The sequence below is a fragment of the Nocardiopsis sp. M1B1 genome (assembly GCF_052466615.1).
The window spans coordinates 1,765,872-1,787,125 of sequence record NZ_CP196194.1; the positions used below are offsets into that span (position 1 = coordinate 1,765,872).

A 21,254-nucleotide genomic window follows, 5' to 3' on the forward strand; every position below is an offset into this window, starting at 1 on the left:
CTACTCGCCGATCTGCGAGGCGATCGTTTCGTGGGCGGCCTCCATGGCCTCGCGCACGTCCTCACCGGCGACGACGGCGGCCTGGGCGATGCCGAGCGGCTCCCACGTCTCGCCCATCTCCGGGATGGAGGGCATCGGCATGCCCTCGGCCCCGGCCTCGGAGATCGCGGCGATGGCGGGGTCGTCGGCCGAGACGCTCTCCAGGGCCTCGGTCTGCACCGGCATGCGGGGGTCGGCCTCGTAGAGGCTGAGGACGAAGTCGGTGTCGGTGACGTAGTTGGTCACGAACTCCTGGGCCAGGGCGCTGTTGGCGCTGCCCTCGGTGACGAAGAACGCCTGGTAGCCGATGTAGGGGCTGGCGGGCTCCTCGCCCTCGAAGCCGGGGATGGGGCTGATCTCGTAGTTGACGCCCGCCTCGTTGGCGTCGGCGACGTTCCACGGGCCCGCGACGAAGAAGGGGGCCTCGCCCTCGTAGAACAGGGAGGCGTCGTTCTCCAGGGTGATGGAGCGGCGCAGCACGCCCTCTCCGGCCTCGCCGTACTCGGCGACCTTCTCCATGGCCTCGATGGACTCGTCGGTGCCCACGCCCAGGTCGGTCGGGTCCCAGTTGCCCTCCTCGTCCTGGCCGAAGAGGTAGCCGCCCGCGGAGGTGAACAGGGCGTTCATGCGGTAGGGGTCGCCCTCCTGGCCCACGGCCATGGACAGGACCTCGCTGGTCTCACCGGAGTCCTTGAGCTCGGTGCCGGCCTCGACCATCTCCTCGAAGGTCGCGGGGGCGTCCGGCGCCAGGTCGGTGTTGCGCATGAGGAAGATGTTCTCCTGGGAGTAGGGAACACCGAAGAGCTGGCCGTCGTAGTTGAGGGCCTGCAAGGAGGTCTCGTCCAGGCCGGAGGCGCGGTCCTGGGGCAGCTCGATGGGCTGCACGGCGCCGTTGCGCACCAGGTTGCCCGTCCAGTCGTGGGCGCCGATGAAGACGTCGGGGGCGTTCCCGGCCTGGTGGGCGTTGAGCACGTCGCCCTGGATGTCGCCGAAGGTCAGGCCCTGGACCTCGACCTCGATGCCGTTGGCCTCGGCGAACTCCTGGGCTGCCGCCTCGATGGCGTCGGCGCGCTCGGGGTCGGACCAGATGACGAGGCTGCCCTCGGCGGCGGCCTCCCCGCCCTCGTCGCCGCCGCCACTGCACGCGGTCGCCATCAGTGCGATCGCGGCGATGCCCGTGACCGCTCGTGCGCTGCGGAATCTCATGCTGTCTTCCTTCCGGGAGGCCGTGCTGAGGGGGTCGCGCATGCGTTCCGGCCGTCGAGGGCATGCGTGGTGATGTGACGCTAGCAATAACTTGCAAGCTTTGAAAGAGTTTGCGGATCTCCCGCATAAAGATGTGGAAACGCCACGGAAACGGGCGCGTGACATCGTGCGCTGGGTAGCGGCGCGGTGACCGTTCGCTGATCGATCATGTGATGGTCAGCGATTTCGTAACACCATTGAACACGCCGTAGCGGACCACTCGAACCCCGTTCGGGTCCGGCCGGGCACCCGTAGAGCTGCCAACGGCGGCCCGCCGCAGGGGGTTGGGGCAGAACCCCCTGTGGCCGTTCACCCCTGGGGGGTTGGCGTAGGGCGTGCCGGTGACGGTGACCAGGCACCCGTAGAGGTTGCGCGTTCCACGTCAGCCCCTGGGGGGTGGGTGGTCGTGGTGGGTTCTGGCTTCGAGGTTGAGTGCTGGGGGCGGGGACCGACTGAGAGCAAGTTCGCCCAGCGAACTTGCCGAAGGAGATCCCTGCGCGCCGGTCGTTCGAGGTGTCTGGTGGGCGTCACGAAGGGGTTCGGGAGGTCGCCGGTGGGAACGCCCACCGGGAATCTCCCTCAGCCATCTGGGGTGGGGGGTACACGGTTCAGACCAAGAGCGACCATGAAGCCCCGCGCGTGACCGCGCGTCGTAGGGGGTCCGCACGTTGTAGAGCGTCGCTGCGTCAGCGACCAGGCACCCGTAGAGCCCGGGCTGGTGGGAAGGTTTCGGGGGGTTGACGTAGAGCGTCCCTGCACCAGCAAGGTAGTGCTGACCTGTGCAAATCCACACCAAACCACACCAACCCACACTGCGGGCGGCGCCGGACACCGTGTCCGGCACCACCCGCGCGGGCTCAGCCGCTCAGTCCTTCAGTCCTTCAGCCGCTCAGTCCTCCAGCTGCTCAGCCCTTCATCCACTCCGCTGCTCAGCCGCGCAGCCACACCGCCGTCTCGGCGGGCAGCGTCAGGGCTCCCCCGGCGGGCTCGCCCGCCGGCCCGCTGGCCACGAGCACCTCACCGTCGGCCGCGAGCTCCACGGCCTCCCCGGTGAGGTTCACCGCGACGCGCACGCCCGGCTCGCGCTCGAAGTACAGCACGCCGTCGGGCGCGTCCAGCCAGGCCATCGAGCCGTCGCCGAGCGCGTCCAGCTTCCGGCGCAGGCGCAGCGCCTTCGTGTACAGCTCCAGCGTGGAGCCCTCCACCCCGCGCTGGTCGGCGCGCGACAGGGCGCCCCAGCCCTGGGGCATCGGCAGCCACGGAACGCTGCCCTCGGGGCCGAACCCGTACGGCGCCTGGTCGCCGCCCCACGGCAGCGGCACCCGGCAGCCGTCCCGGCCGCGGTCGGTGCGCCCCGAACGCTCCCAGGTCGGGTCCTGCAACGAGTCCTCGGGCAGGTCGGTGACCTCGGGCAGCCCCAGCTCCTCGCCCTGGTACAGGTACACCGAACCCGGCAGGCCCAGCATCAGCAGCGTCGCCGCGCGCGCACGGCGCAGCCCCTGCTCGCCGCCGCCGAAGCGGGTCACGTGGCGGGTCACGTCGTGGTTGGACAGCACCCACGTGGTCGTCGCGCCCACCGCGCTGTTGGCGGCCAGGGACACGTCGATGACCTCGCGCAGGCGCCCGGCGTCCCACGGCGCGGTCAGGTACTCGAAGTTGAACGCCTGGTGCAGCTCGTCCGGGCGCAGGTAGCGGGCCACCCGCTGGGCGTCCTCCACCCAGGCCTCGGCCACCAGGGCGCGGTCGCCCGGGTACTCGGCGGCGATCCGCGCCCAGCGGCGGTAGATCTCGTGCACGCCGTCCTGGTCGAAGTAGGGCAGCGAGGTGCTGCCGTCGAGCATGTCGGCCTTGGCGTCCTCGGCGATGTCGGGCATCGCCGGGTCCTTGACCATGCCGTGCGCGACGTCGATGCGGAACCCGTCCACGCCCCGGTCCAGCCAGAAGCGCAGCACGTCGTCGAACTCGTCGTGCACCTCCTGGTTGGTCCAGTCGAAGTCGGGCTGCTCGGGGTCGAACAGGTGCAGGTACCACTGCTCGGGGGTGCCGTCGGGCCGCTTGAGGCGGGTCCAGGCTGGGCCGCCGAAGATCGACTTCCAGTTGTTCGGCGGCTCCTCCCCGTCGGGCCCCTTGCCGTCCCGGAAGACGTACCGCGAGCGGGCGTGTCCGCCCGGCTCTGCGGCCACGGCCTCCTTGAACCACCGGTGGGCGGACGAGGAGTGGTTGGGCACCACGTCGATGATCAGGCGGATGCCCATCCCGTGGGCGGTCTCCAGGAGGGCGTCGAAGTCCTCCAGGGTCCCGAAACGGGGGTCGACGTCGCGGTAGTCGGCGACGTCGTAACCGCCGTCGGCGAGCGGGGAGACGTAGAACGGCGTCAGCCAGATCGCGTCCACCCCGAGTTCGGCCAGGTGGGGGAGGCGCTCGCGGATGCCGGCGAGGTCGCCCTCGCCGTCACCGTTGGAGTCGGCGAAGCTGCGGACGTAGATCTGGTAGATCGCCGCGTCGCGCCACCAGTGCGTCTGATGCTCCATCAACGGGGGTCCTTCCCTGTGACGAGTGCAATTTCTTGCGCAAGATTACCGCCAATTTTCGGCCATGTGACGACGATCTCGACTAGAGTTGCGCCCATGGGTCCACGACTTGCCGACATCGCGCGGCACGCAGGCGTCAGCGAGGCCACCGTCTCGCGGGTGCTCAACGACAAGCCGGGCGTCGGCAGCGACACCCGCAAGGCCGTCCTGACGGCGCTGGACGTCCTCGGCTACGAGCGCCCCGCCCGGCTGCGGCAGCGCTCCGCGGGACTGGTCGGCATGGTCATACCCGAGCTGGAGAACCCCGTCTTCCCGATGTTCGCCCAGGCGGCCGAGGGGGCGCTCGCCCAGCGCGGGTACACGCCGGTGCTGTGCACCCAGACCCCCGGCGGGATAACGGAGGACGAGTACGTGGAGCTGCTGTTGGAGCGCAACGTCTCCGGCATCCTCTTCGTCTCCGGGCGCCACGCCGACACCACCGCCCCCCACGAGCGCTACCACGCCCTGGTCTCGCGCAGACTCCCGATCGTGCTGGTCAACGGGTACGCCGACGCCATTCCCGCCGCCTTCATCTCCTGCGACGACCGGGAGGCCGGGCACCTGGCGGTCAACCACCTGGTCGCCCTCGGCCACACCCGTATCGGCTTCACCAGCGGCCCCGAGCGCTACGTCCCGGTCCGCCGCAAGCTCGACGGTTACCACCGGGCCCTGGCGCAGCACGGCCTGGACGGTGAGGACCTCGTGGAGCTGTCGCTGTTCGGCGTGGAGGGCGGACACGCCGCCGCCACCCGGTTGATCGAACGCGGCGTCACCGCCATGGTCTGCGGCTCGGACATGATGGCCCTGGGCGCCATCCGCGCCGCCCGCCAGCGCGGCCTGAGCGTCCCCCGGGACTTCTCGGTGGTGGGCTTCGACGACTCCCAGCTCATCGCCTTCACCGACCCCCCGCTGACCACCGTCAGACAGCCGGTCAACGCCATGGCGCTGGCCGCCGTGCGCGCCCTGTGCGACGAGATCGCCGGACACCCCGTATCCCACACCGAGTACGTCTTCGACCCCGAGCTGGTCGTCCGCGGCTCCACCGCCATCGCCCCCGCCAGGAACCACGCCCCCCTCACCCGGGTCGACACCGCCCCCGCGCACGCCCGGGCGGAGCGCCCCAGGGTCTGACCGGGCGCTCCTCCCCACGGCCCTCACCACCCGATCCCCGCGCCCCGTTCTCCGTCCCCCGATCCCGTACCCCCGCCTCCCGACCCCCGAACCCGCACCACGCCCCCGAGCCCCCGCGTCCGACGCGGGGGACCAGGGCACACCTGCCGGTCGGCGACACTGGAGGCATGCCTTCCGTTGCCCTCGACGGCGATCCCGTACCGAGCACCGGCGAACTGCCCGGGCCGTCCCTCGCCGAACTCGGCGGGCGGCCCCTCGGGTTCTACGTCCACGTGCCCTTCTGCGTCACCCGCTGCGGTTACTGCGACTTCAACACCTACACGGCCGAGGAACTGGTCTCCCGCGACGGCACCGCCACCGCCTCCCGCGAGACCTACGCCGACCAGGCGATCGCGGAGGTCGCGCTGGCCGACCGGGTCCTGACGGGGGAGCGGCCGCCGGTCAGCACGCTGTTCGTCGGCGGCGGCACGCCCACCCTGCTCTCGGCCGAGGACCTGGGCCGCGTGGTCGCCGCCGTGCGCGAGCGCTTCGGGTTCACGCCCGACGCCGAGCTGACCACCGAGGCCAACCCCGAGACGGTCACCCCCGACTACCTCGCGCGGCTGCGCGAGGCCGGGTTCACCCGCGTGTCCTTCGGCATGCAGAGCGCCCGCGAGCACGTGCTGCGGGTGCTGGAGCGCGGCCACACGCCCGGACGCCCCGAGCAGTGCGTGGAGTGGGCGCGGCGGGCCGGGTTCGAGCACGTCAACCTCGACCTGATCTACGGCACTCCCGGGGAGGGCGACGAGGACTGGCGGGCCTCCCTGGAGGCCGCGGTCTCCGCCGGACCCGACCACGTCTCGGCCTACTCGCTCATCGTCGAGGAGGGCACCCGCCTGGCCGCCCGCGTGCGCCGGGGCGAACTCGCCGAGCCCGACGACGACACGATGGCCGACCGCTACCTCATGGCTGAGGAGGTCCTCACCGCGGCCGGGTTCAGCGCCTACGAGGTGTCCAACTGGGCGCGTACCGAGCAGGGCCGCAGCAGGCACAACCTCCTGTACTGGACCGGCGGCCACTGGTGGGGAGTGGGGCCGGGCGCGCACAGCCACGTGGGCGGCACCCGCTGGTGGAACGTCAAGCACCCGGCCGCCTACGCCGCCCGGCTGGCCGCCGGGCACAGCCCCGGCCTGGCCCGCGAGGTGCTCACCGAGGAGGAGCGCCGCTTCGAGCGCGTCCTGCTGGAGCTGCGCGTGGAGGGCGGGTGCCCCCTGGACCTGCTCGAACCGCACGGCCGCGACGCGGCCAAGCGGGCCGTCGCCGAGGGCCTGCTGGACGCGGACGCCCACGAGGAGGGCCGCGCGGCCCTCACCCTGCGCGGGCGCCTGCTCGCCGACGCCGTGGTGCGCGACCTCACCTGAGCCCCTCCGCCAGGGCACGGACACGACGAGGGGGCCCGGCCGACGGCCGGGCCCCCTCGCGTTCGCCGAAGCGCCGGACTACTTGATCCAGCTGACGTTGAACGGGTAGCGGTACCACTCGCCCCGGTTGGCGGCCACACCGCCGATGATGCCGAGGGCGACGGCGGCGATCCAGCAGACGAACCAGGTCAGGAAACCGATGATGACGATCATCAGGACGCTGGAGACCAGGTAGCCGATCAGGATCAGGAGCTGGAAGTTCAGCGCCTGCGCGGCCTGGTTGCGGACGAAGGGCGACTCGTCCTTCTTGACGAAGAAGATGATCAGCGGCACGAGCCAGCCGATGATGCCGCCGCCCACGTGGGCGAACATCGCCATCTGGCGCTCGTCGGGGCTGGGCTGGCCGGTCGTGGCCGAGGAGGGGCCGTAGGCGCCGTGCGGGGGCTGGCCGTAACCGCCCTGCTGGTAGTGGGACTGGTAGCCGCCGGTCTGCTCGTACCCGGGCTGGCCGGGGTAGCCGCCGGGCTGGCCCGGATAACCGCCGGACTGCTCCTGGTAGCCGGGCTGGCCGGGCGGGGGCGGGTAGCCGCCCTGCTGGTAGCCGGGCTGGCCACCGGTGGGGTGACCGTGCTGGGAGGGGTAACCGCCGGAGTCCTGGCCGGGCTGCTGACCCTGGCCGTAGGGGCCCTCGGGAGGGTTGTTGGGATAGGACATGTTGGGTTCCTTCGTGCGGATGCGCTCGGACTGCGTGCGGGAGCGGATCACTTCAACAGGCGGATGCTCACCGGGTAGCGGTACCACGTCCCCTTGTTGGCGCCGTTGGCGCCCAGGACGCCGAACACGATAGCGACGACCCAGATCAGGGCGACCAGGAGGGATCCGATCCAGGACAGCTCTGGGAAGAAGATACCCAGGCCGATGAAGGCCACCCACGCGAAGAGGTAGGGGATCAGCAGGGTGAGCTGGAAGTTGGCCGCCTCGGACGCGTGGTGGCGCACGAACGGCGACTGGTTGCGCTTGGCGAAGTAGATGGCCAGCGGCGGGATCCAGCCCAGGCAGGCGATCACGAAGCCCGACAGGTGGGCGAGCATGGCCACGAGCGTGCTGTTGTCGCCGCCCGGGGCGCCCTGCTGGGGCTGGCCCGGAACACCCGGCTGCCCGTACGCCGCGGGGGCGCCGGGGTAGGGCTGCTGCTGGCCCGGGACGGGCTGGCCGTAGACCCCCTGCTGGGGCTGTCCGTACTCGCCCTGCTGGGGGTGCGGCTGGCCGTGGGGCTGCTGTCCGTACCCGGGCTGCGGGGCGTAGCCGGGCTGGGCGCCGGAGGGCTGCCCGTAACCCGGCTGGGCGCCGGAGGGCTGCGCTCCCGGAGCCTGGGCGTAGCCCTGCTGCGCCTGGTCGGGCTGCGGGGCGTACGGGGACTGCGCGCCGGAGGGCTGGCCGTAGGCGGGCTGCGCCCCCGAGGGCGGCTGGCCGTAGGCTGCCTGCTGCCCGTAGCCGGGCTGCTCGGGGGTCCCTTCCGGCGGGGCGAAACCGGGCTGCTGCTGCCCGCCCGAGGGGTGTCCGTACTCGCCCTGCTGGGGGTGCGGCTGGCCGTGGGGCTGCTGTCCGTACCCGGGCTGCGGGGCGTAGCCGGGCTGCGCTCCCGAGGCCTGGCCGTAGCCCTGCTGCCCCTGCTCGAACTGCGGAGCGTAGGGCGACTGCGCTTCCGAGGGCTGGCCGTAGGCGGGCTGGCCCTGGCCGGGCTGGGGAGCGTACGGCGACGGGGCGCCGGGCGGCGGTGCGAAGTCGGGCTGCGCTCCCGGAGCCTGGCCGTAGCCCTGGTAGCCCTGCTCGGGCTGCGGGGCGTAGGGGGACTGCGCGCCGGAGGGCTGGCCGTAGGCGGGCTGCGCTCCCGAGGGCGGCTGGCCGTGGTCCTGGTCGGGCTGCGGAGCGTAGGGCTGCTGCGCCCCGGACGGCTGCCCGTAGGCGGGCTGCTGGCCGGGTTCCGGCTGCGGGGGCTGCTGTCCGTACTCCTGCTGCCCGTCCTGCCCGTGGTCCGGCTGCTGTCCCCGGTGGGGATCCTCCGGGGGCGGGGGGTTCGTCGGGGTCTGGCTCATGCTCTTCCTTGGCTCCGCTGATGAGGGGGAGGTTCCTGTACTACCGTGCTGTACCGACGACCGCGCGGGCCGGAGGCGGGCGACCTCGGCACCGGACACGGGGACCGGAGCCTCGCCCGGGTCAAATCCTAGGTCCTGCCGCTCCCCCCGCGCGCGGCGCTCGCTAGGGAGCGTCCGGGTGCGGCCCGGTGACGAAGTCGATCAGCTCCTCCACCCGGCCGAGCAGAGCCGGCTCCAGATCAGCATAGGTACGGACCGACCCCAGGATCCGGCGCCACGCCTCTCCCGTCTCCATCCGCCAGCCCAGGGCGCTCACGACCCCCTCCTTCCAGGGGACGCCGCGCGGCACCTCGGGCCAGGCCCCGATCCCCACCGAACCCGGCCGGACCGCCTGCCAGACGTCGACGTAGGGGTGCCCGGCCACCAGCACGTGCTCGCCGCGCACACGCTCGGCGATCCACGTCTCCTTGGAACCCGGCACCAGGTGGTCCACCAGGACGCCCAGCCTCCTGCCGGGCCCGGGTGAGAACTCCGCCACGATCGAGGGCAGGTCGTCGACCCCCTCCAGGAACTCGACGGCCACCCCCTCCACGCGCAGGTCGTGGCCCCAGACCTTCTCCACCAGTTCGGCGTCGTGGACGCCCTCCACGTAGATCCGGCTCTCCCTGGCCGTGCGCGCCCGAGCGCCCGGCACCGCCACCGACCCGGAGGCGCTGCGCAGCGGTCCCCGCGCCGCCGGGGCGGGGCGCACCAGGGTCACCGGCTCGCCGTCGACCAGGAACGCGGCCGGGGCGAGGTCGAACACGCGGCGGCGGCCGTGCCGGTCCTCCAGCGTGACGGTGGCCTTGTCCCAGGCCACCACCGCCCCGCAGAACGCCTCCCCGGCGTCCTCGACGACCAGTTCCCGTTCCAGGGACACCTCGCGGACCGCCTTCTTCTTCGGGCGGCGCCAGTCCCCGGCGAGCACGTCGCGGCCGTAACGGCCGGTTCCCTTGGTAGCCACGGTCGTGCAGTCTACTGGTGGCGCGCGCCGCGGGCCCGGCGGGAGCAGGGGCGACAACGCCGCCCCGGGGCCCGGCCGACCGCGGGTAACCGTCAGGGTTTGCGGCCGGGCATAGACTTAGCACTGAGGACCATGGAGTGCCAGGAGGTGGCGAGTGCTGGATGAGCGCAAGCTCGCGGTCCTGCGTGCCGTCGTCGAAGACTTCGTCAACACCAACGAGCCCGTGGGTTCCAAGGCCCTGGCCGACCGGCACCGGCTCGGAGTCTCCCCGGCGACCATCCGCAACGACATGGTCGCGCTGGAGGAGGACGGCTACATCGCGCAGCCGCACACCAGTGCCGGACGCGTTCCCACGGACAAGGGGTACCGGCTCTTCGTCGACCGGCTCTCCTCGGTCAAACCGCTCTCCAGCGCGGAGCGGCGCGCCATCGAGTCCTTCCTCACCGGCGCCGTGGACCTCGACGAGATCGTCGCCCGGACCGTGCGGCTCCTCGCGCAGCTCACCCGCCAGGTCGCGATCGTCCAGTACCCGTCGCTGACCCGCTCGTCGGTGCAGCACGTGGAACTGGTCCCCCTCGGGGGGCAGCGGATCATGATGGTCGTGATCACCAACACGGGCCGGGTCGAGCAGCGCGTCATCGACGGCCTGGGAGAGGTCCACGAGGCCGCCGTCAACGACCTGCGCGCGATGTTGAACCGGGCCATCGCCGGACGCCACCTCGGCGACGTGCCCGACGCGGTGGAGGACCTGCCTCCGCAGGTGCCGCCCGAACACCGCCAGATGGCGGTGTCGGTCCTCTCCGTCCTGCTGGAGAGCCTCGTCGAACGGCACGAGGAGAAGATCGTCCTCGCGGGGACGGCCAACCTCGCCGCCGTCGACTTCGCCGCCAGCCTCAGGGACGTCCTGGAGGCGCTGGAAGAGAACATGGTCCTCATCCGTTTGCTGGGAGAGGCCAAGGACCCGTCGATGCTCACGGTGCGCATCGGCGCGGAGAACTTCCACGAGGGCCTGAGGTCCACCTCCATCGTGTCGGCGGACTACGGTGTGGGAAACCAGTCGCTCGCCAAGATCGGTGTGGTGGGACCCACCCGGATGGACTACCCGGGGACGATGGGAGCAGTACGCGCCGTGGCTCGCTATGTCGGACAGATTTTGGCAGGACAGTAACCCAGTGGCCAGAGACTATTACCAGGTTCTCGGAGTGCGTCGCGACGCGTCCAAGGACGAGATCAAGAAGGCCTACCGGCGGCTCGCGCGCGAACTCCACCCGGACATCAATCCGGACCCCGCAACCCAGGAGCGCTTCAAGGAGGTGACCCAGGCCTACGAGGTCCTCTCCGACGAGAACAAGCGCCGGATGTTCGACATGGGCCAGGACCCCTACGCGCCCGGCGGCGGCGGGGCCGGGGGCTTCGGCGGCGCGGGCGGGTTCGCCTTCGACGACATCATGAACGCCTTCTTCGGCGGCGGCCAGCCCGGCGGGCGCGGCCCCCGGGAGCGGGTCCGCCGCGGGCGCAGCATCAAGATCCGCGTCGAACTCGACCTGGTGGAGACCGCGTTCGGGGTCAGCAAGGAGATCACCTTCCCCACCGCCATCCTGTGCGAGACCTGCCAGGGCGAGGGGACGGCGGCCGGTTCGCACCGCACCACCTGTGAGATGTGCCACGGACAGGGCGAGGTCTCCCAGGTCACCCGGTCCTTCCTCGGCCAGGTCATGACCTCCCGCCCCTGCCCCCAGTGCTCGGGCCAGGGCTCGGTCATCACCAACCCCTGCGGCGACTGCGCGGGCGAGGGCCGGGTGCGCGAGAAGGTCACCCGCACCGTCAAGATCCCCGCGGGCGTCGACGACGGCACCCGCATCCAGCTCGCCGGGGAGGGCGAGGTCGGCCCCAACGGCGGACCGCGCGGCGACATCATCCTGGAGATCATCCAGCGCCCGCACCCCACCTTCGAACGCCGCGGCGACGACCTGCACTGCACGGTGACCGTCCCCATGACGGCCGCCGCGCTGGGCGCCTCCTTCGCCTTCGACACCCTCGACGGCACCGAGAACATCGACCTGCGCCCGGGCACCAACTCCGGCCACGTCATCACCCTCCCCAACAAGGGCGTCAGCCACCTCGACGGCGGCGGCCGGGGCGACCTGCGCATCCGCGTGGACGTGGAGACCCCGAGCAGGCTGGACGAGGAGCAGGAGGCCCTCCTGCGCAAGTTCGCCGAACTGCGTGGCGAGGACCAGACCCCGGGACGCTTCAGCCCCGGACACGGCGGGTTCTTCTCCAAGATCCGCGACGCCTTCGGCGCCAAGTGACACCGCCGGTCTTCCTGGTCGAGGCCGCCGACCTGGCGGCCGACCGGGTGACGGTGGACGGCGCCGAGGGCCGCCACGCCGCCGTGGTGCGCCGCATCCGGGAGGGCGAGACCGTCGACCTCTCGGACGGACGCGGCCTGCGCGCCCGCTGCACTGTGACCGCCGTGGGACGCGACCACATCGTCTGCGCGGTGGTGGAGCGCCGGGAGGAACCGGCGCCCCGCCCCCGCCTGACGGTGGTCCAGGCACTGCCCAAGGGCGACCGGGGCGAACTGGCCGTGGAGATGATGACCGAGGCCGGAGCGGACGCGGTCGTGCCCTGGGCGGCGGAGCGCTGCGTCACCCGATGGAAGGGCGACCGCGCCGCCAAGGCACTGGCCAAGTGGCGTGCGACCGCCCGCGAGGCGGCCAAGCAGGCCCGGCGTGCGCGGCTGCCCGAGGTCGCCGACCTCGCCGACCGGGCCGCCGTGGTCGGCCTCCTGGCGGGGGCGGACCTGGGCGTCGTGCTGCACGAGGACGGCGCCAGCCGCCTGTCTCAGCTGGAGCTGCCCGCGGGAGGGGGCGCCGGAGTCGTCGTGGTGGTCGGTCCCGAGGGCGGCTTCTCCGACGCCGAACTGGAGGCGTTCGACGCCGCGGGCGCGGTCCGGGCACTGCTGGGACCGAGCGTGCTGCGCACCTCCACCGCCGGGGTCGCCGCCCTGTCGGTGCTCCAGTCCCGCACCGGCCGCTGGTAGGGCGCACGCCCCGACCCCGAACATGTGAGAGGCGCCCGGACACGTCCGGGCGCCTCTCACATGCTCTCGTGGACGGCTCTCGCCCGTGGGGACACCGGTCCCGACGTGCGACGGGTCGCCTCGGAGGGGCCTGTCAGCTGCCGGGAGCCGTCTTGGCGCCGTTGTCGCCCCCGGTGGTGCCGGTGCCGCCCGTGCCGGTTCCGTCGCCTCCGGTTCCGCCGCCCTCGCCGCCGGTGCCGTCACCGCCGCCGGAGGGCTCCTCCCCGCCGGTCCCGCCGCCGTTGTCGCCGCCGCCCTCCTCACCGGTGGACCCGTCGCCGGCGCCGCTGCTGGGCTCGTCGGTGGGCTCGCACTCCTCCTCGGAGGCGGCCTTCTCGTCCTTCTCCTCCTCGGAGCTGGACGGGGTCGGGGGGACGGGCTCCTCGGGCGTCGGACACGTGGCGGCGGCCGTCACGCCCTCCTCGGAGGGAGCGGGCTCCTCCTCGTCGTCCTCCGGGGTGGGGGAGGAGGCCGGGTCGCGCGGCGGCTCCTCCTCCTGCTGGGTGGTGCCGTCCACGGAGCCGGTGGAGGGATCGGGAGCGGCCACACCGCCGCCCCCGCCCTCCTCCTCGGCGGGCGCGCCCTCGCGGTCGGCGCCCGCGGGGACGATCTCCAGCACGTGGTCGCGGACCTGGGGGCTGGAGATGACCACGGACCCGGCGATCAGGGCGGCTCCCGCCACCGCCACCGCCGGACGTAGCCAGGGCATACCGAACCAGGCCGAACCGCGGTTGCGCTCGGTGCGCTCACGGATCAGGTTCAACGCCTCGGGAGAGGTCGTGACCGCGTCGGCCTCGGCCTTGAGCAGGTGGCGCAGCTGCTCCTCGAACGGATCGTTCGTGGGGTTCGTGGGGCTGGTCATGTCGTTTGCTCCAGAACAGAGCGGAGCGCGGAGATACCGCGGGACGTGTGGCTCTTCACCGCACCCCGGCTGATCCCCATGGCGTCCGCGATCTGTGCCTCGGACAGGTCGCCGTAGTACCGGAGCACGATGGCCTCTCGCTGACGGGTGGGTAGTTTGCGCAGGGCACGGATGACGGCTTCGCGCTCCAACAGGCTCAGCGCGCCGTGTTCCGCGCTGGGGGCGTCGGGCAGGGCCTTGGGCGCGTGCTTCTCCACGACCGCCCTGTGGCGGAGCACGGACCGGGCCTTGTTGACCACGGCCTGGCGCAGGTAGGACAGGGCCTTGTTCGGGTCGCGCAGGCGGCGCCACGCTCCGTGCATGGCGACGAACGAGTCCTGGACGACCTCTTCCGCGGTCGCGTGGTCGCGGACCAGCAGGGCGGCGAGCCGAACGAGCGGACGGTAGTGCTCCCGGTAGAGCTCCGTCACGGCGTGGTCGGCGTCCCACTCCACCGAGAGCGGTGCCGTGGTGGCACCGGCCACCATGGTTTCTGTCGTCACATCAGTTCGACGCACACCCTTGTCGCGGGGTTTACGAAAGGGCATACCTCTTCTTTTCCAGGTAGACGTGCGTTTCAATCCGAACACGCGGGAATATGGCCGGGGCCGGACGGAGCCGACGACCTGACGCGCACGGGTGGAAAGCCTATCGCGCCCGGGGCGCCGAGCGTCGCCGAACCCGCTCGCCCGCGGTGCCCCGCAGGCCTTCCGCCGTCGGCCCGCCCGACGGCGACCTGCGGCATCATGGTCCCGGACGAAACCGAGAAGGCGGCCGTTCCCTCGGCCGCGCAGACGGAAAACAAGGTGAGCGATGGTCCAGGACGACTGCCTTTTCTGCAAGATCGTGAAGGGGGAGGTGCCCGCCGAGATCGTGCGCGAGAGCGAGCGCGCGGTCGCCTTCCGCGACATCAACCCCCAGGCGCCCACGCATGTGCTGGTCATCCCGCGCGAGCACTACCGCGACGCCGCCGAGGCCGCCGCGGCGGACACCGGCCTGCTCGACGAGATCGTCCGGGTGGCGCACGAGGTGGCCGCGGACGAGGACGTCGCCGAACAGGGCTACCGGCTGGTGTTCAACACCGGCAGCGGCGCCGGGCAGACGGTCTTCCACCTGCACGGGCACCTGCTCGGCGGCCGCGGGCTCAACTGGCCCCCCGGGTAGGAGGCGCGGAACCGGTCCGGCCCGCGGACGCCGGCGCCCCCGACCCCGTCCCAGCCCCTCCCGGACGTCGTCCACAGGCGGAAATAACGGATCGAGTCGGGCGGAGACGGCTTGTTGAAGTGCTCCCCCGGATGAATCCGGGGGATTCCCGCCTACCTCGCGGTGGTGGGCTTGACGCGACGAGCGCGCCTGACGACTGCCCTCCCGGCAGCCGGGAGGGCCACCACGTGGCCGATCCGGTACAGGTGCAAGATGTTGCGGGCCGCGTTGTAGTCGGCGTTCGCCGTAAAACCACAACCGTCCTTCTTGCATACGAACGTGGCCTGGTTCTGGCGGCTGCCGGGCGTGGTGAAACCACAAGCTGAACAGCGTTGGGAGGTGCCTGGAGCAGGCACTCTCACCAGGGTGCCGCCCCGGTGGGCGAGCTTGTACGCCAGCATCGTGACCGTGCGTCCCCATGCCTCCTGGGCGATGGCGCGGTTCAGGCCCGACTTCTGGCGGACTCGCTTCCCGGGTTGTTCGATCGTGCCCTTGGCGGACTTGGTCATGTTCGTGATGGTGAGTGCCTCGACCACGACCGTCCCGTACCGCTCGGCCAGAGCGGTGGTCACCTTGTGCTGCCAGTCCTGGTGGCGTCGCGTGGCTCTTGCGCGCAACCGGCGGATTCGGCCATAGGTGCGGTGCGAGGAGATGCTCGCTAGGTGTGAGGAGATCATGCGCGAGGTGTGCGCGGACTTCGAAGCCGAGTTGCGTGAGTTCAACGGCGAGGACGACCACGTACACCTTCTCGTGCGCTACCCACCGAAGGTTCAGCTCTCCAAGCTGGTCAACAGTCTCAAAGGGGTTTCGTCCAGGCGGATGCGCCAGGAGTACGACGCGCACGTGCGCCGGTACCTGTGGGATGGCCGCTTCTGGTCCGGTTCCTATTTCGCCGGATCATGCGGCGGAGCGCCACTGGCTGTCGTGCGTCAGTACATCGAACAGCAGCAGCGCCCGGCCTGACGGCCGGAGCGCTCTCGGATAAGACGGGTAGAATCGTCCATGTGGGCTTCGAGGGTTCGGTGTGACCGTTGGGAACACCGGCGCGCAAGCTCCGACCGGGCGCCGTCCGCGGCGCCGGGACCGTCCACCAGGTGCGCCTCCCGCAGGGGTCGGGCAGGCGCCCGACCGAAGGGTAGGGACAGCGGCCGCACGGCCTCACCATGTCCGAGACAACGCACACGCACCCGCCACGGGACACCCAGGTCAAAGTCGTGGTGCCCGACGAGCACACGATGGTCAGCCTGCTGGGCTCCAGGGACGAACTCCTCAGGGCGTTGGAGCGGGCCTTCGACAGCGACATCCACGTGCGCGGCAACGAGTTCACCATCAGCGGCTCCCCGGAGGAGACCGCCGTCGTGGTCCGCCTCGTCGAGGAGCTGATCGAACTCGCCAAGAGCGGCACCCACGTCACCCCCGACACCATCGAACGCATGGTCCACATGCTGCGCTCGCCCGGCGCCGAGCGCCCCGCGGACGTGCTGACCACCAACATCCTGTCCAACCGCGGCAAGACCATCCGCCCCAAGACGCTCAACCAGAAGCGCTACGTCGACACCATCGACCAGCGCACGGTGGTGTTCGGCATCGGTCCCGCCGGTACCGGCAAGACGTACCTGGCCATGGCCAAGGCGGTCAAGGCGCTCCAGGACAAGGAAGTCAACCGGATCATCCTCACCCGCCCCGCGGTGGAGGCCGGTGAGCGGCTGGGCTTCCTGCCCGGCACCCTCTACGACAAGATCGACCCCTACCTGCGCCCGCTCTACGACGCCCTGCACGACATGCTCGACCCCGACTCCATCCCCAAGCTCATGGCGGCGGGGACCATCGAGGTCGCGCCCCTGGCGTACATGCGCGGTCGCACCCTCAATGACTCCTTCATCATCCTGGACGAGGCCCAGAACACCTCGCCCGAGCAGATGAAGATGTTCCTCACCAGGCTCGGGTTCGGCTCCAAGATCGTGGTCACCGGTGACGTGACCCAGGTCGACCTGCCCGGCGGGCAGACCAGCGGTCTGCGCACCATCGAGTCCATCCTGCGTGACATCGACGACATCGCCTTCTGCCGCCTGAGCAGTGAGGACGTCGTCCGGCACAAGCTGGTCGGCAAGATCGTGGACGCCTACGGGCGCTACGACGCCGCCCAGGGCGACGCGCGCGACGGCAGGGGGTCCGCCGGGGGCGGCCGCCCCCGCCGCGGGTCCGCGCGCCGCGGTACCCCCGACACCCCGGCGGAGCCGGGGAGCGCCGGGGACGAGGAACAGGCAGACTGAGACGGGGCGTGTCCCGCCGGAGCCGAGACGGCCCGAGGAGCACGACCCCACGGCGTTCGAACCGGTGGGCCCGCCGCGGGCGGGTCCACCGGTTCGGTTGCCGCGGGCGCGCCGAACCGGCGCGCCGCACCACCGGCCGGGCGCGCCGCCCGGCCCCGCGATCCCTAGGTAAGGCAGCCGCAACCATGAGTATCGACGTCGCCAACGAGTCCGGCGTCACCACCGTGGACGAGGAGAGGCTCTCCCGTCTGGCCCGTCACGTGCTCGACGCCATGCGCGTCCATCCGCTGGCCGAGCTGTCCGTCGTGCTCGTGGACGAGGAGCCGATGGCCGACCTGCACGTGCGGTGGATGGACGAGCCCGGCCCCACCGACGTGCTCTCCTTCCCGATGGACGAACTGCGCCCCGGCGGCCCCGGCCGCACGAGCGAGCCGGGCGTCCTGGGTGACGTGATCATCTGTCCGCAGGTCGCCGAGCGCCAGGCGGAGAAGGCCGGGCACGGCACCGAGGCGGAGATCGACCTGCTGTGCACGCACGGCATCCTGCACCTGCTGGGCTACGACCACGCCGAGCCCGAGGAGCACAAGGAGATGTTCGGCCTCCAGGGCGAGATCCTCGCGGCCTGGCGCGAGCGCGAGGCGGCCGGGGCCGAGGGGGATGAGAGCGCCGAATGAGTCCGTCGGCCTGGCCTGACATCGCCCCGCTGACCACCGGTGAGCCCGTGGAGTGGATCAGCGCGTTCGCGGTCGCCCTGGTGCTGACCGCCGTCGCGGGCTTCCTGGTGGCCGCGGAGGTCGCCGTCACCCGGGTGATGTCCGTGGGCCTGCCCGAGGCGAGCCCCGGTGAGCGCGTGGCCAAGGCCGGGCGCCGCTGGGAGCGGGTGTCGGCGGACCCCACCCGCCACCTCAACGTGCTGCTGTTCCTGCGCGTGGTGTGCGAGGTGTGCGCGGTGCTGGCCGCGGCCGTGGGCATGGTGTTCCTGCTGGGGCTCGGCTGGCCCGCGCTCGGGCTGACCGCCGCGGCGATGGTCGTGGTGGAGTCGGTGCTGATCGCGATCGCGCCGCGCATCCTGGGCCGCCAGTTCTCCGGGGGCTTCGCGCGCGCCAGCGCGGCGGTGGTCTACCCGGTCCAGGTCGTGGTGGGCCCCATCGCCCAGCTGTTCGTGGGGGCGGGCCGCGCGCTCACCCCGCGCGCCAAGGGCGACCGGGAGGGCCCCTTCAGCACCGAGGTGGAGCTGCGCCAGCTCGTGGACCTGGCCGAGCGGGGGGAGGTCATCGACCCCGAGGAGAGCCAGATGATCCACTCGGTGTTCAAGCTCGACGACACGCCCGTGCGCGAGGTGATGGTGCCCCGCCCCGACATCGTGTTCACCAGCCGCGGGGCCGACGCCGACGCGGTGCTGACCCTGGCGCTGGCCAGCGGGTACTCGCGCATCCCGGTGACGGGCGAGGACGAGGACGACGTGGTCGGCATCGTCTACCTCAAGGACCTGGTGTACCAGCTGCGGGACCGCTGGGCGGCGGCCGCGGGCACCGACGGCGAGGTGCCGCTCACCGCGGGCGACGTGATGCGCCAGGCGAACTACGTCCCCGACACCAAGCCCATCGACGAGCTGCTGCGCGAGATGCAGCAGCAGCGCAACCACGTCGCCGTGGCCATCGACGAGTACGGCGGCACGGCGGGTCTGGTGACCCTGGAGGACATCGTGGAGGAGATCGTCGGTGAGATCACCGACGAGTACGACCACGAGATCCCGCCGGTGGCCTGGCTCGACGCGGACCGGGTTCGGGTGACCGCCCGCCTGCCGCTGGGCGAGCTGGACGAGCTGTTCCCGGACCGGGACCTGGACGTGGCGGACGTGGAGACCGTCGGCGGACTCGTGGCGTTCGTCCTGGGCCGGGTGCCCGTGGGAGGGGACCGGGCCGAATACGCTGGTCTCCGACTCACCCTCGAAGGCAAGAGCAGCCGCCGGAGCCGGATGACCACGGTCCTGGTGGAACGCCTGCCCGCCGACGCCGCGGCGTCGCCGGACGAGGGCAACGACGACGTGAGGAGTACGGAGCAGTGACGGAGACGACGGGGCTCGGCCCCGAGGACGGCAAGCTCATCACGCTCGCGCGGGCCTCCCGGGCCCGCAACGCGGCGGCGGAGGGCGCGGCGGTGCGCGACGAGACCGGGCGCACGTACGTGGCCACGACGGTGTCGCTGCCCTCGCTCCGGCTGTCCGCGCTCCAGGCGGCCGTGGCCGCGGCGGTCTCCGGTGAGGCCACCGCGCTTGAGGCCGCCGTGGTGGTCACCGAGGCCGCGGAGTTGACCGAGGACGACCGCGCGGTGGCGGACGACCTGAAGACCCAGGTGGTGGTGATCGCCGCCCCCGACGGGGTGCCCGCGAGCATCACCCGGCGCTGAGAAGGACCCATGAACGAGCTCGACCTGGAGAAGCTGCGCGTACCGCTGGAGATGCCCTCCCACCCCGAGGGCTTCCGCAGCGGTTTCGCGTGCTTCGTGGGCCGCCCCAACGTGGGCAAGTCCACCCTGATGAACGCGCTGGTCGGGCAGAAGGTGGCGATCACCAGCAACCGGCCCCAGACCACGCGGCGCACGGTGCGCGGGATCGTGCACCGGCTCGACGCGCAGCTGATCATCGTGGACACGCCCGGCCTGCACAAGCCGCGCACCCTGCTGGGTGAGCGGTTGGACTCGCTGGTGCGGTCCACCCTGGTCGAGGTGGACGTGATCGCGTTCTGCCTGCCCGCCAACGAGCCGATCGGGCGGGGCGACACCTACATCGCCAAGGAGCTGGCGGAGCAGACCAACACCCCCGTGGTCGCCCTGGTCACCAAGACCGACCTGGTGGACCGGGACGCCGTGGGCCGTCACCTGATGGCGGTGAACGAGCTGGGCGACTGGGCCGACATCGTCCCGGTCTCGGCCCAGGGGGGCTTCCAGCTGGAGACCGTCACCGACGTGCTGTGCTCGCACCTGCCGGAGGGGCCGCCGCTGTACCCGGACGGCGACCTCACCGACGAGCCGGACGAGATGCTGGTGGCGGAGCTGGTGCGCGAGGCGGCCCTGGAGGGTGTGCGCGACGAGCTGCCGCACTCCATCGCGGTGGTCGTGGACGAGATGTACGAGCGCGAGAACACCCGTCCGGGCAAGGAACTGGTGGACATCTACGCGTCGCTGTACGTGGAGCGCTCCAGCCAGAAGGCGATCGTGATCGGGTCCAAGGGCTCACGCCTGCGCGACGTGGGTTCGCGGGCCCGCAAGCAGATCGAGGCCCTGCTGGGCCGCCGGGTGTTCCTGGACCTGCGGGTGCGGGTGGCCAAGGACTGGCAGCGCGACCCCAAGCAGCTGCGCAAGCTGGGCTTCGACCAGCCCACCTGACGGGCTGACCGCGGGGGCCGCCGGTGCCGCGTGCGGGCCCCGACCCCCGGTGGTCCCGCGGGGTGCGGGCACCGCCGTCGGCCGGGTGCGCGGGAGCGCGGCGAACGGGCCGGGCCGGGAGCAACCCCGGCCCGGTTCGTCATGTCTGGTTGTTTAGGTCGGTGGCCAGCAGGGTGGCGCAGCGCCGCACGATGGGGGCGGCGCGGTCCACGAACTCCCAGCTCACCCGGGCTTCGGGGCCCGACACCGACACGGCCATCCCCGAGGGCGCGCCCGCGACGGGGACCGCCACGCAGCGCACGCCGACCTCCTGCTCGCCGTCGTCCACGGCGAAGCCCTGTGAGCGGACCCGGCGCAGCTCGGCGAGGAAGGCGTCGGGGTCGGTGATGGTGCGGTCGGTGGCGGCGGGCATGCCGGTGCGGCGGACCGTGGCCAGCACCTCCTCGTCGTCGAGCTGGGACAGCAGCGCCTTGCCCACGCCCGCCGAGTGCGGCAGCACGCGGCGCCCCACCTCGGTGAACATGCGCATGGAGTGCTGTGAGGGCACCTGCGCGACGTAGACGACCTTGTCGCCGTCGAGCATGGCGAGGTTGGCGGTCTCGCCCAGGTCCTCCACCAGCTGCGCCAGGTGCGGGCGGGCCCAGGTGCCCAGCATCTGCGAGGCCTTGTCGCCCAGTCCGATCAGCCGGGGTCCCAGCGCGTAGCGGCGGGAGGGCAGCTGGCGCACGTAACCGTTGCCGACCAGGGTGCGGATGATGCGGTGGATGGTCGGCAGGGGCAGCCCCGAGGAGTCGGCCAGCTGGCTCAGCGAGGTCTCGCCGCCCGCCTCGGCCATGATCTCCAGCAGTGAGAAGGCGCGGTCGAGGGACTGCACGCCGCCGGGGCGTCCGCGTTTGCCCTGTTCTTCAGGGTGTAGAGAGG

Annotated in this window: 20 protein-coding genes and 1 pseudogene; 12 read left to right on the forward strand and 9 right to left on the reverse strand. The window is 71.9% G+C overall.

Going from position 1 to position 21,254, the window contains the following annotated elements; all coding sequences use genetic code 11:
* Both ACSTA4_RS07655 and ACSTA4_RS07660 read right to left on the reverse strand, forming a co-directional pair.
* Entirely contained in the window at positions 1-1,245 is a 1,245-nt protein-coding gene (locus tag ACSTA4_RS07655) for a sugar ABC transporter substrate-binding protein (protein ID WP_444962957.1), read from the reverse strand.
* Positions 1,246-2,213: 968 nt separating this feature from the next.
* Positions 2,214-3,815: a glycoside hydrolase family 13 protein gene (locus ACSTA4_RS07660; RefSeq protein WP_444962958.1), complete on the reverse strand. Its 1,602-nt coding sequence runs from the start codon at positions 3,813-3,815 to the stop codon at positions 2,214-2,216.
* 96 nt (positions 3,816-3,911) lie between these two features.
* Between ACSTA4_RS07660 and ACSTA4_RS07665 the strand changes: the two genes are divergently transcribed.
* Together ACSTA4_RS07665 and hemW are read left to right on the forward strand one after the other, a co-directional pair.
* Positions 3,912-4,985: a LacI family DNA-binding transcriptional regulator gene (locus ACSTA4_RS07665; RefSeq protein WP_444962959.1), complete on the forward strand. Its 1,074-nt coding sequence runs from the start codon at positions 3,912-3,914 to the stop codon at positions 4,983-4,985.
* Between the two features lie 167 nt (positions 4,986-5,152).
* A complete protein-coding gene (hemW, locus tag ACSTA4_RS07670) occupies positions 5,153-6,385 on the forward strand; it encodes a radical SAM family heme chaperone HemW (protein ID WP_248774007.1) in 1,233 nt (410 codons plus the stop codon).
* A 78-nt stretch (positions 6,386-6,463) separates the two neighbouring features.
* Here hemW and ACSTA4_RS07675 read toward each other — a convergent pair whose 3' ends face one another.
* From ACSTA4_RS07675 to ACSTA4_RS07685, 3 genes are all read right to left on the reverse strand, one after another.
* On the reverse strand, positions 6,464-7,099 hold the full coding sequence (locus tag ACSTA4_RS07675; RefSeq protein WP_444962960.1) for a DUF4870 domain-containing protein: 636 nt from the start codon (positions 7,097-7,099) through the stop codon (positions 6,464-6,466).
* Between the two features lie 47 nt (positions 7,100-7,146).
* On the reverse strand, positions 7,147-7,476 hold the full coding sequence (locus ACSTA4_RS07680; protein ID WP_274978074.1) for a DUF4870 domain-containing protein: 330 nt from the start codon (positions 7,474-7,476) through the stop codon (positions 7,147-7,149).
* 1,168 nt (positions 7,477-8,644) lie between these two features.
* Positions 8,645-9,484: a DUF3097 domain-containing protein gene (locus ACSTA4_RS07685; RefSeq protein WP_444962961.1), complete on the reverse strand. Its 840-nt coding sequence runs from the start codon at positions 9,482-9,484 to the stop codon at positions 8,645-8,647.
* Between the two features lie 154 nt (positions 9,485-9,638).
* Here ACSTA4_RS07685 and hrcA point away from each other — a divergent pair, with 154 nt between their 5' ends.
* Genes hrcA through ACSTA4_RS07700 form a run of 3 tightly spaced genes read left to right on the forward strand, consistent with a single transcriptional unit; the run spans position 9,639 to position 12,530 of the window.
* Positions 9,639-10,652, forward strand: a complete 1,014-nt coding sequence (gene hrcA, locus ACSTA4_RS07690; protein ID WP_248774011.1) for a heat-inducible transcriptional repressor HrcA — start codon at positions 9,639-9,641, stop codon at positions 10,650-10,652.
* A 4-nt stretch (positions 10,653-10,656) separates the two neighbouring features.
* Positions 10,657-11,796, forward strand: coding sequence for a molecular chaperone DnaJ (gene dnaJ / locus ACSTA4_RS07695; protein WP_013151754.1), 1,140 nt, complete (start codon positions 10,657-10,659; stop codon positions 11,794-11,796).
* Positions 11,793-12,530 carry a 16S rRNA (uracil(1498)-N(3))-methyltransferase gene (locus tag ACSTA4_RS07700; protein WP_444962962.1) on the forward strand — a complete coding sequence of 246 codons (738 nt, stop codon included), beginning with the start codon at positions 11,793-11,795 and terminating at the stop codon, positions 12,528-12,530. Before dnaJ ends, ACSTA4_RS07700 begins: the two co-directional genes overlap by 4 nt.
* Before the next feature lie 133 nt (positions 12,531-12,663).
* On the opposite strand, the gene ACSTA4_RS07705 is transcribed toward ACSTA4_RS07700, so the two are convergent.
* Both ACSTA4_RS07705 and ACSTA4_RS07710 read right to left on the reverse strand, forming a co-directional pair.
* Positions 12,664-13,431: a hypothetical protein gene (locus ACSTA4_RS07705; RefSeq protein WP_444962963.1), complete on the reverse strand. Its 768-nt coding sequence runs from the start codon at positions 13,429-13,431 to the stop codon at positions 12,664-12,666.
* Positions 13,428-13,958 carry a SigE family RNA polymerase sigma factor gene (locus tag ACSTA4_RS07710; protein WP_013151757.1) on the reverse strand — a complete coding sequence of 177 codons (531 nt, stop codon included), beginning with the start codon at positions 13,956-13,958 and terminating at the stop codon, positions 13,428-13,430. Before ACSTA4_RS07710 ends, ACSTA4_RS07705 begins: the two co-directional genes overlap by 4 nt.
* Before the next feature lie 325 nt (positions 13,959-14,283).
* Here ACSTA4_RS07710 and ACSTA4_RS07715 point away from each other — a divergent pair, with 325 nt between their 5' ends.
* Entirely contained in the window at positions 14,284-14,634 is a 351-nt protein-coding gene (locus tag ACSTA4_RS07715; protein ID WP_444962964.1) for a histidine triad nucleotide-binding protein, read from the forward strand.
* A 152-nt stretch (positions 14,635-14,786) separates the two neighbouring features.
* On the opposite strand, the gene ACSTA4_RS07720 is transcribed toward ACSTA4_RS07715, so the two are convergent.
* Positions 14,787-15,350 carry an RNA-guided endonuclease InsQ/TnpB family protein gene (locus tag ACSTA4_RS07720; protein ID WP_444962965.1) on the reverse strand — a complete coding sequence of 188 codons (564 nt, stop codon included), beginning with the start codon at positions 15,348-15,350 and terminating at the stop codon, positions 14,787-14,789.
* On the opposite strand from ACSTA4_RS07720, the pseudogene tnpA reads away from it, so the two are divergent.
* From tnpA to era, 6 genes and pseudogenes are all read left to right on the forward strand, one after another.
* A pseudogene (tnpA, locus tag ACSTA4_RS07725) lies at positions 15,319-15,636 on the forward strand (IS200/IS605 family transposase); the annotation flags it as partial. The gene ACSTA4_RS07720 and the pseudogene tnpA overlap by 32 nt on opposite strands.
* Before the next feature lie 200 nt (positions 15,637-15,836).
* Positions 15,837-16,946 carry a PhoH family protein gene (locus ACSTA4_RS07730; RefSeq protein WP_444962966.1) on the forward strand — a complete coding sequence of 370 codons (1,110 nt, stop codon included), beginning with the start codon at positions 15,837-15,839 and terminating at the stop codon, positions 16,944-16,946.
* A 185-nt stretch (positions 16,947-17,131) separates the two neighbouring features.
* Positions 17,132-17,620 (forward strand): rRNA maturation RNase YbeY, encoded by a 489-nt coding sequence (ybeY, locus tag ACSTA4_RS07735; protein ID WP_444962967.1) that lies wholly within the window; start codon positions 17,132-17,134, stop codon positions 17,618-17,620.
* The gene (locus tag ACSTA4_RS07740; protein WP_444962968.1) at positions 17,617-19,014 is read left to right on the forward strand and encodes a hemolysin family protein; all 1,398 of its coding nucleotides are present in this window, start codon (positions 17,617-17,619) and stop codon (positions 19,012-19,014) included. The genes ybeY and ACSTA4_RS07740 overlap by 4 nt, the downstream gene beginning before the upstream one ends.
* On the forward strand, positions 19,011-19,355 hold the full coding sequence (locus tag ACSTA4_RS07745; protein ID WP_047870134.1) for a hypothetical protein: 345 nt from the start codon (positions 19,011-19,013) through the stop codon (positions 19,353-19,355). Before ACSTA4_RS07740 ends, ACSTA4_RS07745 begins: the two co-directional genes overlap by 4 nt.
* A gap of 9 nt (positions 19,356-19,364) precedes the next feature.
* Positions 19,365-20,333, forward strand: coding sequence for a GTPase Era (gene era, locus ACSTA4_RS07750; RefSeq protein WP_444962969.1), 969 nt, complete (start codon positions 19,365-19,367; stop codon positions 20,331-20,333).
* Between the two features lie 139 nt (positions 20,334-20,472).
* Here the strand turns inward: era and ACSTA4_RS07755 are convergent, their stop codons facing one another.
* A complete protein-coding gene (locus ACSTA4_RS07755) occupies positions 20,473-21,207 on the reverse strand; it encodes an IclR family transcriptional regulator (RefSeq protein ID WP_019606907.1) in 735 nt (244 codons plus the stop codon).
* Positions 21,208-21,254 lie beyond the last annotated feature (47 nt).

Bases quoted from the DNA above. Each gene is read 5' to 3' on its own strand.
- ACSTA4_RS07655 (WP_444962957.1), bottom strand. From the start codon at position 1,245: ATGAGATTCCGCAGCGCACGAGCGGTCACGGGCATCGCCGCGATCGCA.
- ACSTA4_RS07660 (WP_444962958.1), bottom strand. From the start codon at position 3,815: ATGGAGCATCAGACGCACTGGTGGCGCGACGCGGCGATCTACCAGATC.
- ACSTA4_RS07665 (WP_444962959.1), top strand. From the start codon at position 3,912: ATGGGTCCACGACTTGCCGACATCGCGCGGCACGCAGGCGTCAGCGAG.
- hemW (WP_248774007.1), top strand. From the start codon at position 5,153: ATGCCTTCCGTTGCCCTCGACGGCGATCCCGTACCGAGCACCGGCGAA.
- ACSTA4_RS07675 (WP_444962960.1), bottom strand. From the start codon at position 7,099: ATGTCCTATCCCAACAACCCTCCCGAGGGCCCCTACGGCCAGGGTCAG.
- ACSTA4_RS07680 (WP_274978074.1), bottom strand. From the start codon at position 7,476: ATGCTCGCCCACCTGTCGGGCTTCGTGATCGCCTGCCTGGGCTGGATC.
- ACSTA4_RS07705 (WP_444962963.1), bottom strand. From the start codon at position 13,431: ATGACCAGCCCCACGAACCCCACGAACGATCCGTTCGAGGAGCAGCTG.
- ACSTA4_RS07710 (WP_013151757.1), bottom strand. From the start codon at position 13,958: ATGGTGGCCGGTGCCACCACGGCACCGCTCTCGGTGGAGTGGGACGCC.
- ACSTA4_RS07715 (WP_444962964.1), top strand. From the start codon at position 14,284: ATGGTCCAGGACGACTGCCTTTTCTGCAAGATCGTGAAGGGGGAGGTG.
- ACSTA4_RS07720 (WP_444962965.1), bottom strand. From the start codon at position 15,350: ATGATCTCCTCACACCTAGCGAGCATCTCCTCGCACCGCACCTATGGC.
- ACSTA4_RS07730 (WP_444962966.1), top strand. From the start codon at position 15,837: ATGTCCGAGACAACGCACACGCACCCGCCACGGGACACCCAGGTCAAA.
- ybeY (WP_444962967.1), top strand. From the start codon at position 17,132: ATGAGTATCGACGTCGCCAACGAGTCCGGCGTCACCACCGTGGACGAG.
- ACSTA4_RS07740 (WP_444962968.1), top strand. From the start codon at position 17,617: ATGAGTCCGTCGGCCTGGCCTGACATCGCCCCGCTGACCACCGGTGAG.
- era (WP_444962969.1), top strand. From the start codon at position 19,365: ATGAACGAGCTCGACCTGGAGAAGCTGCGCGTACCGCTGGAGATGCCC.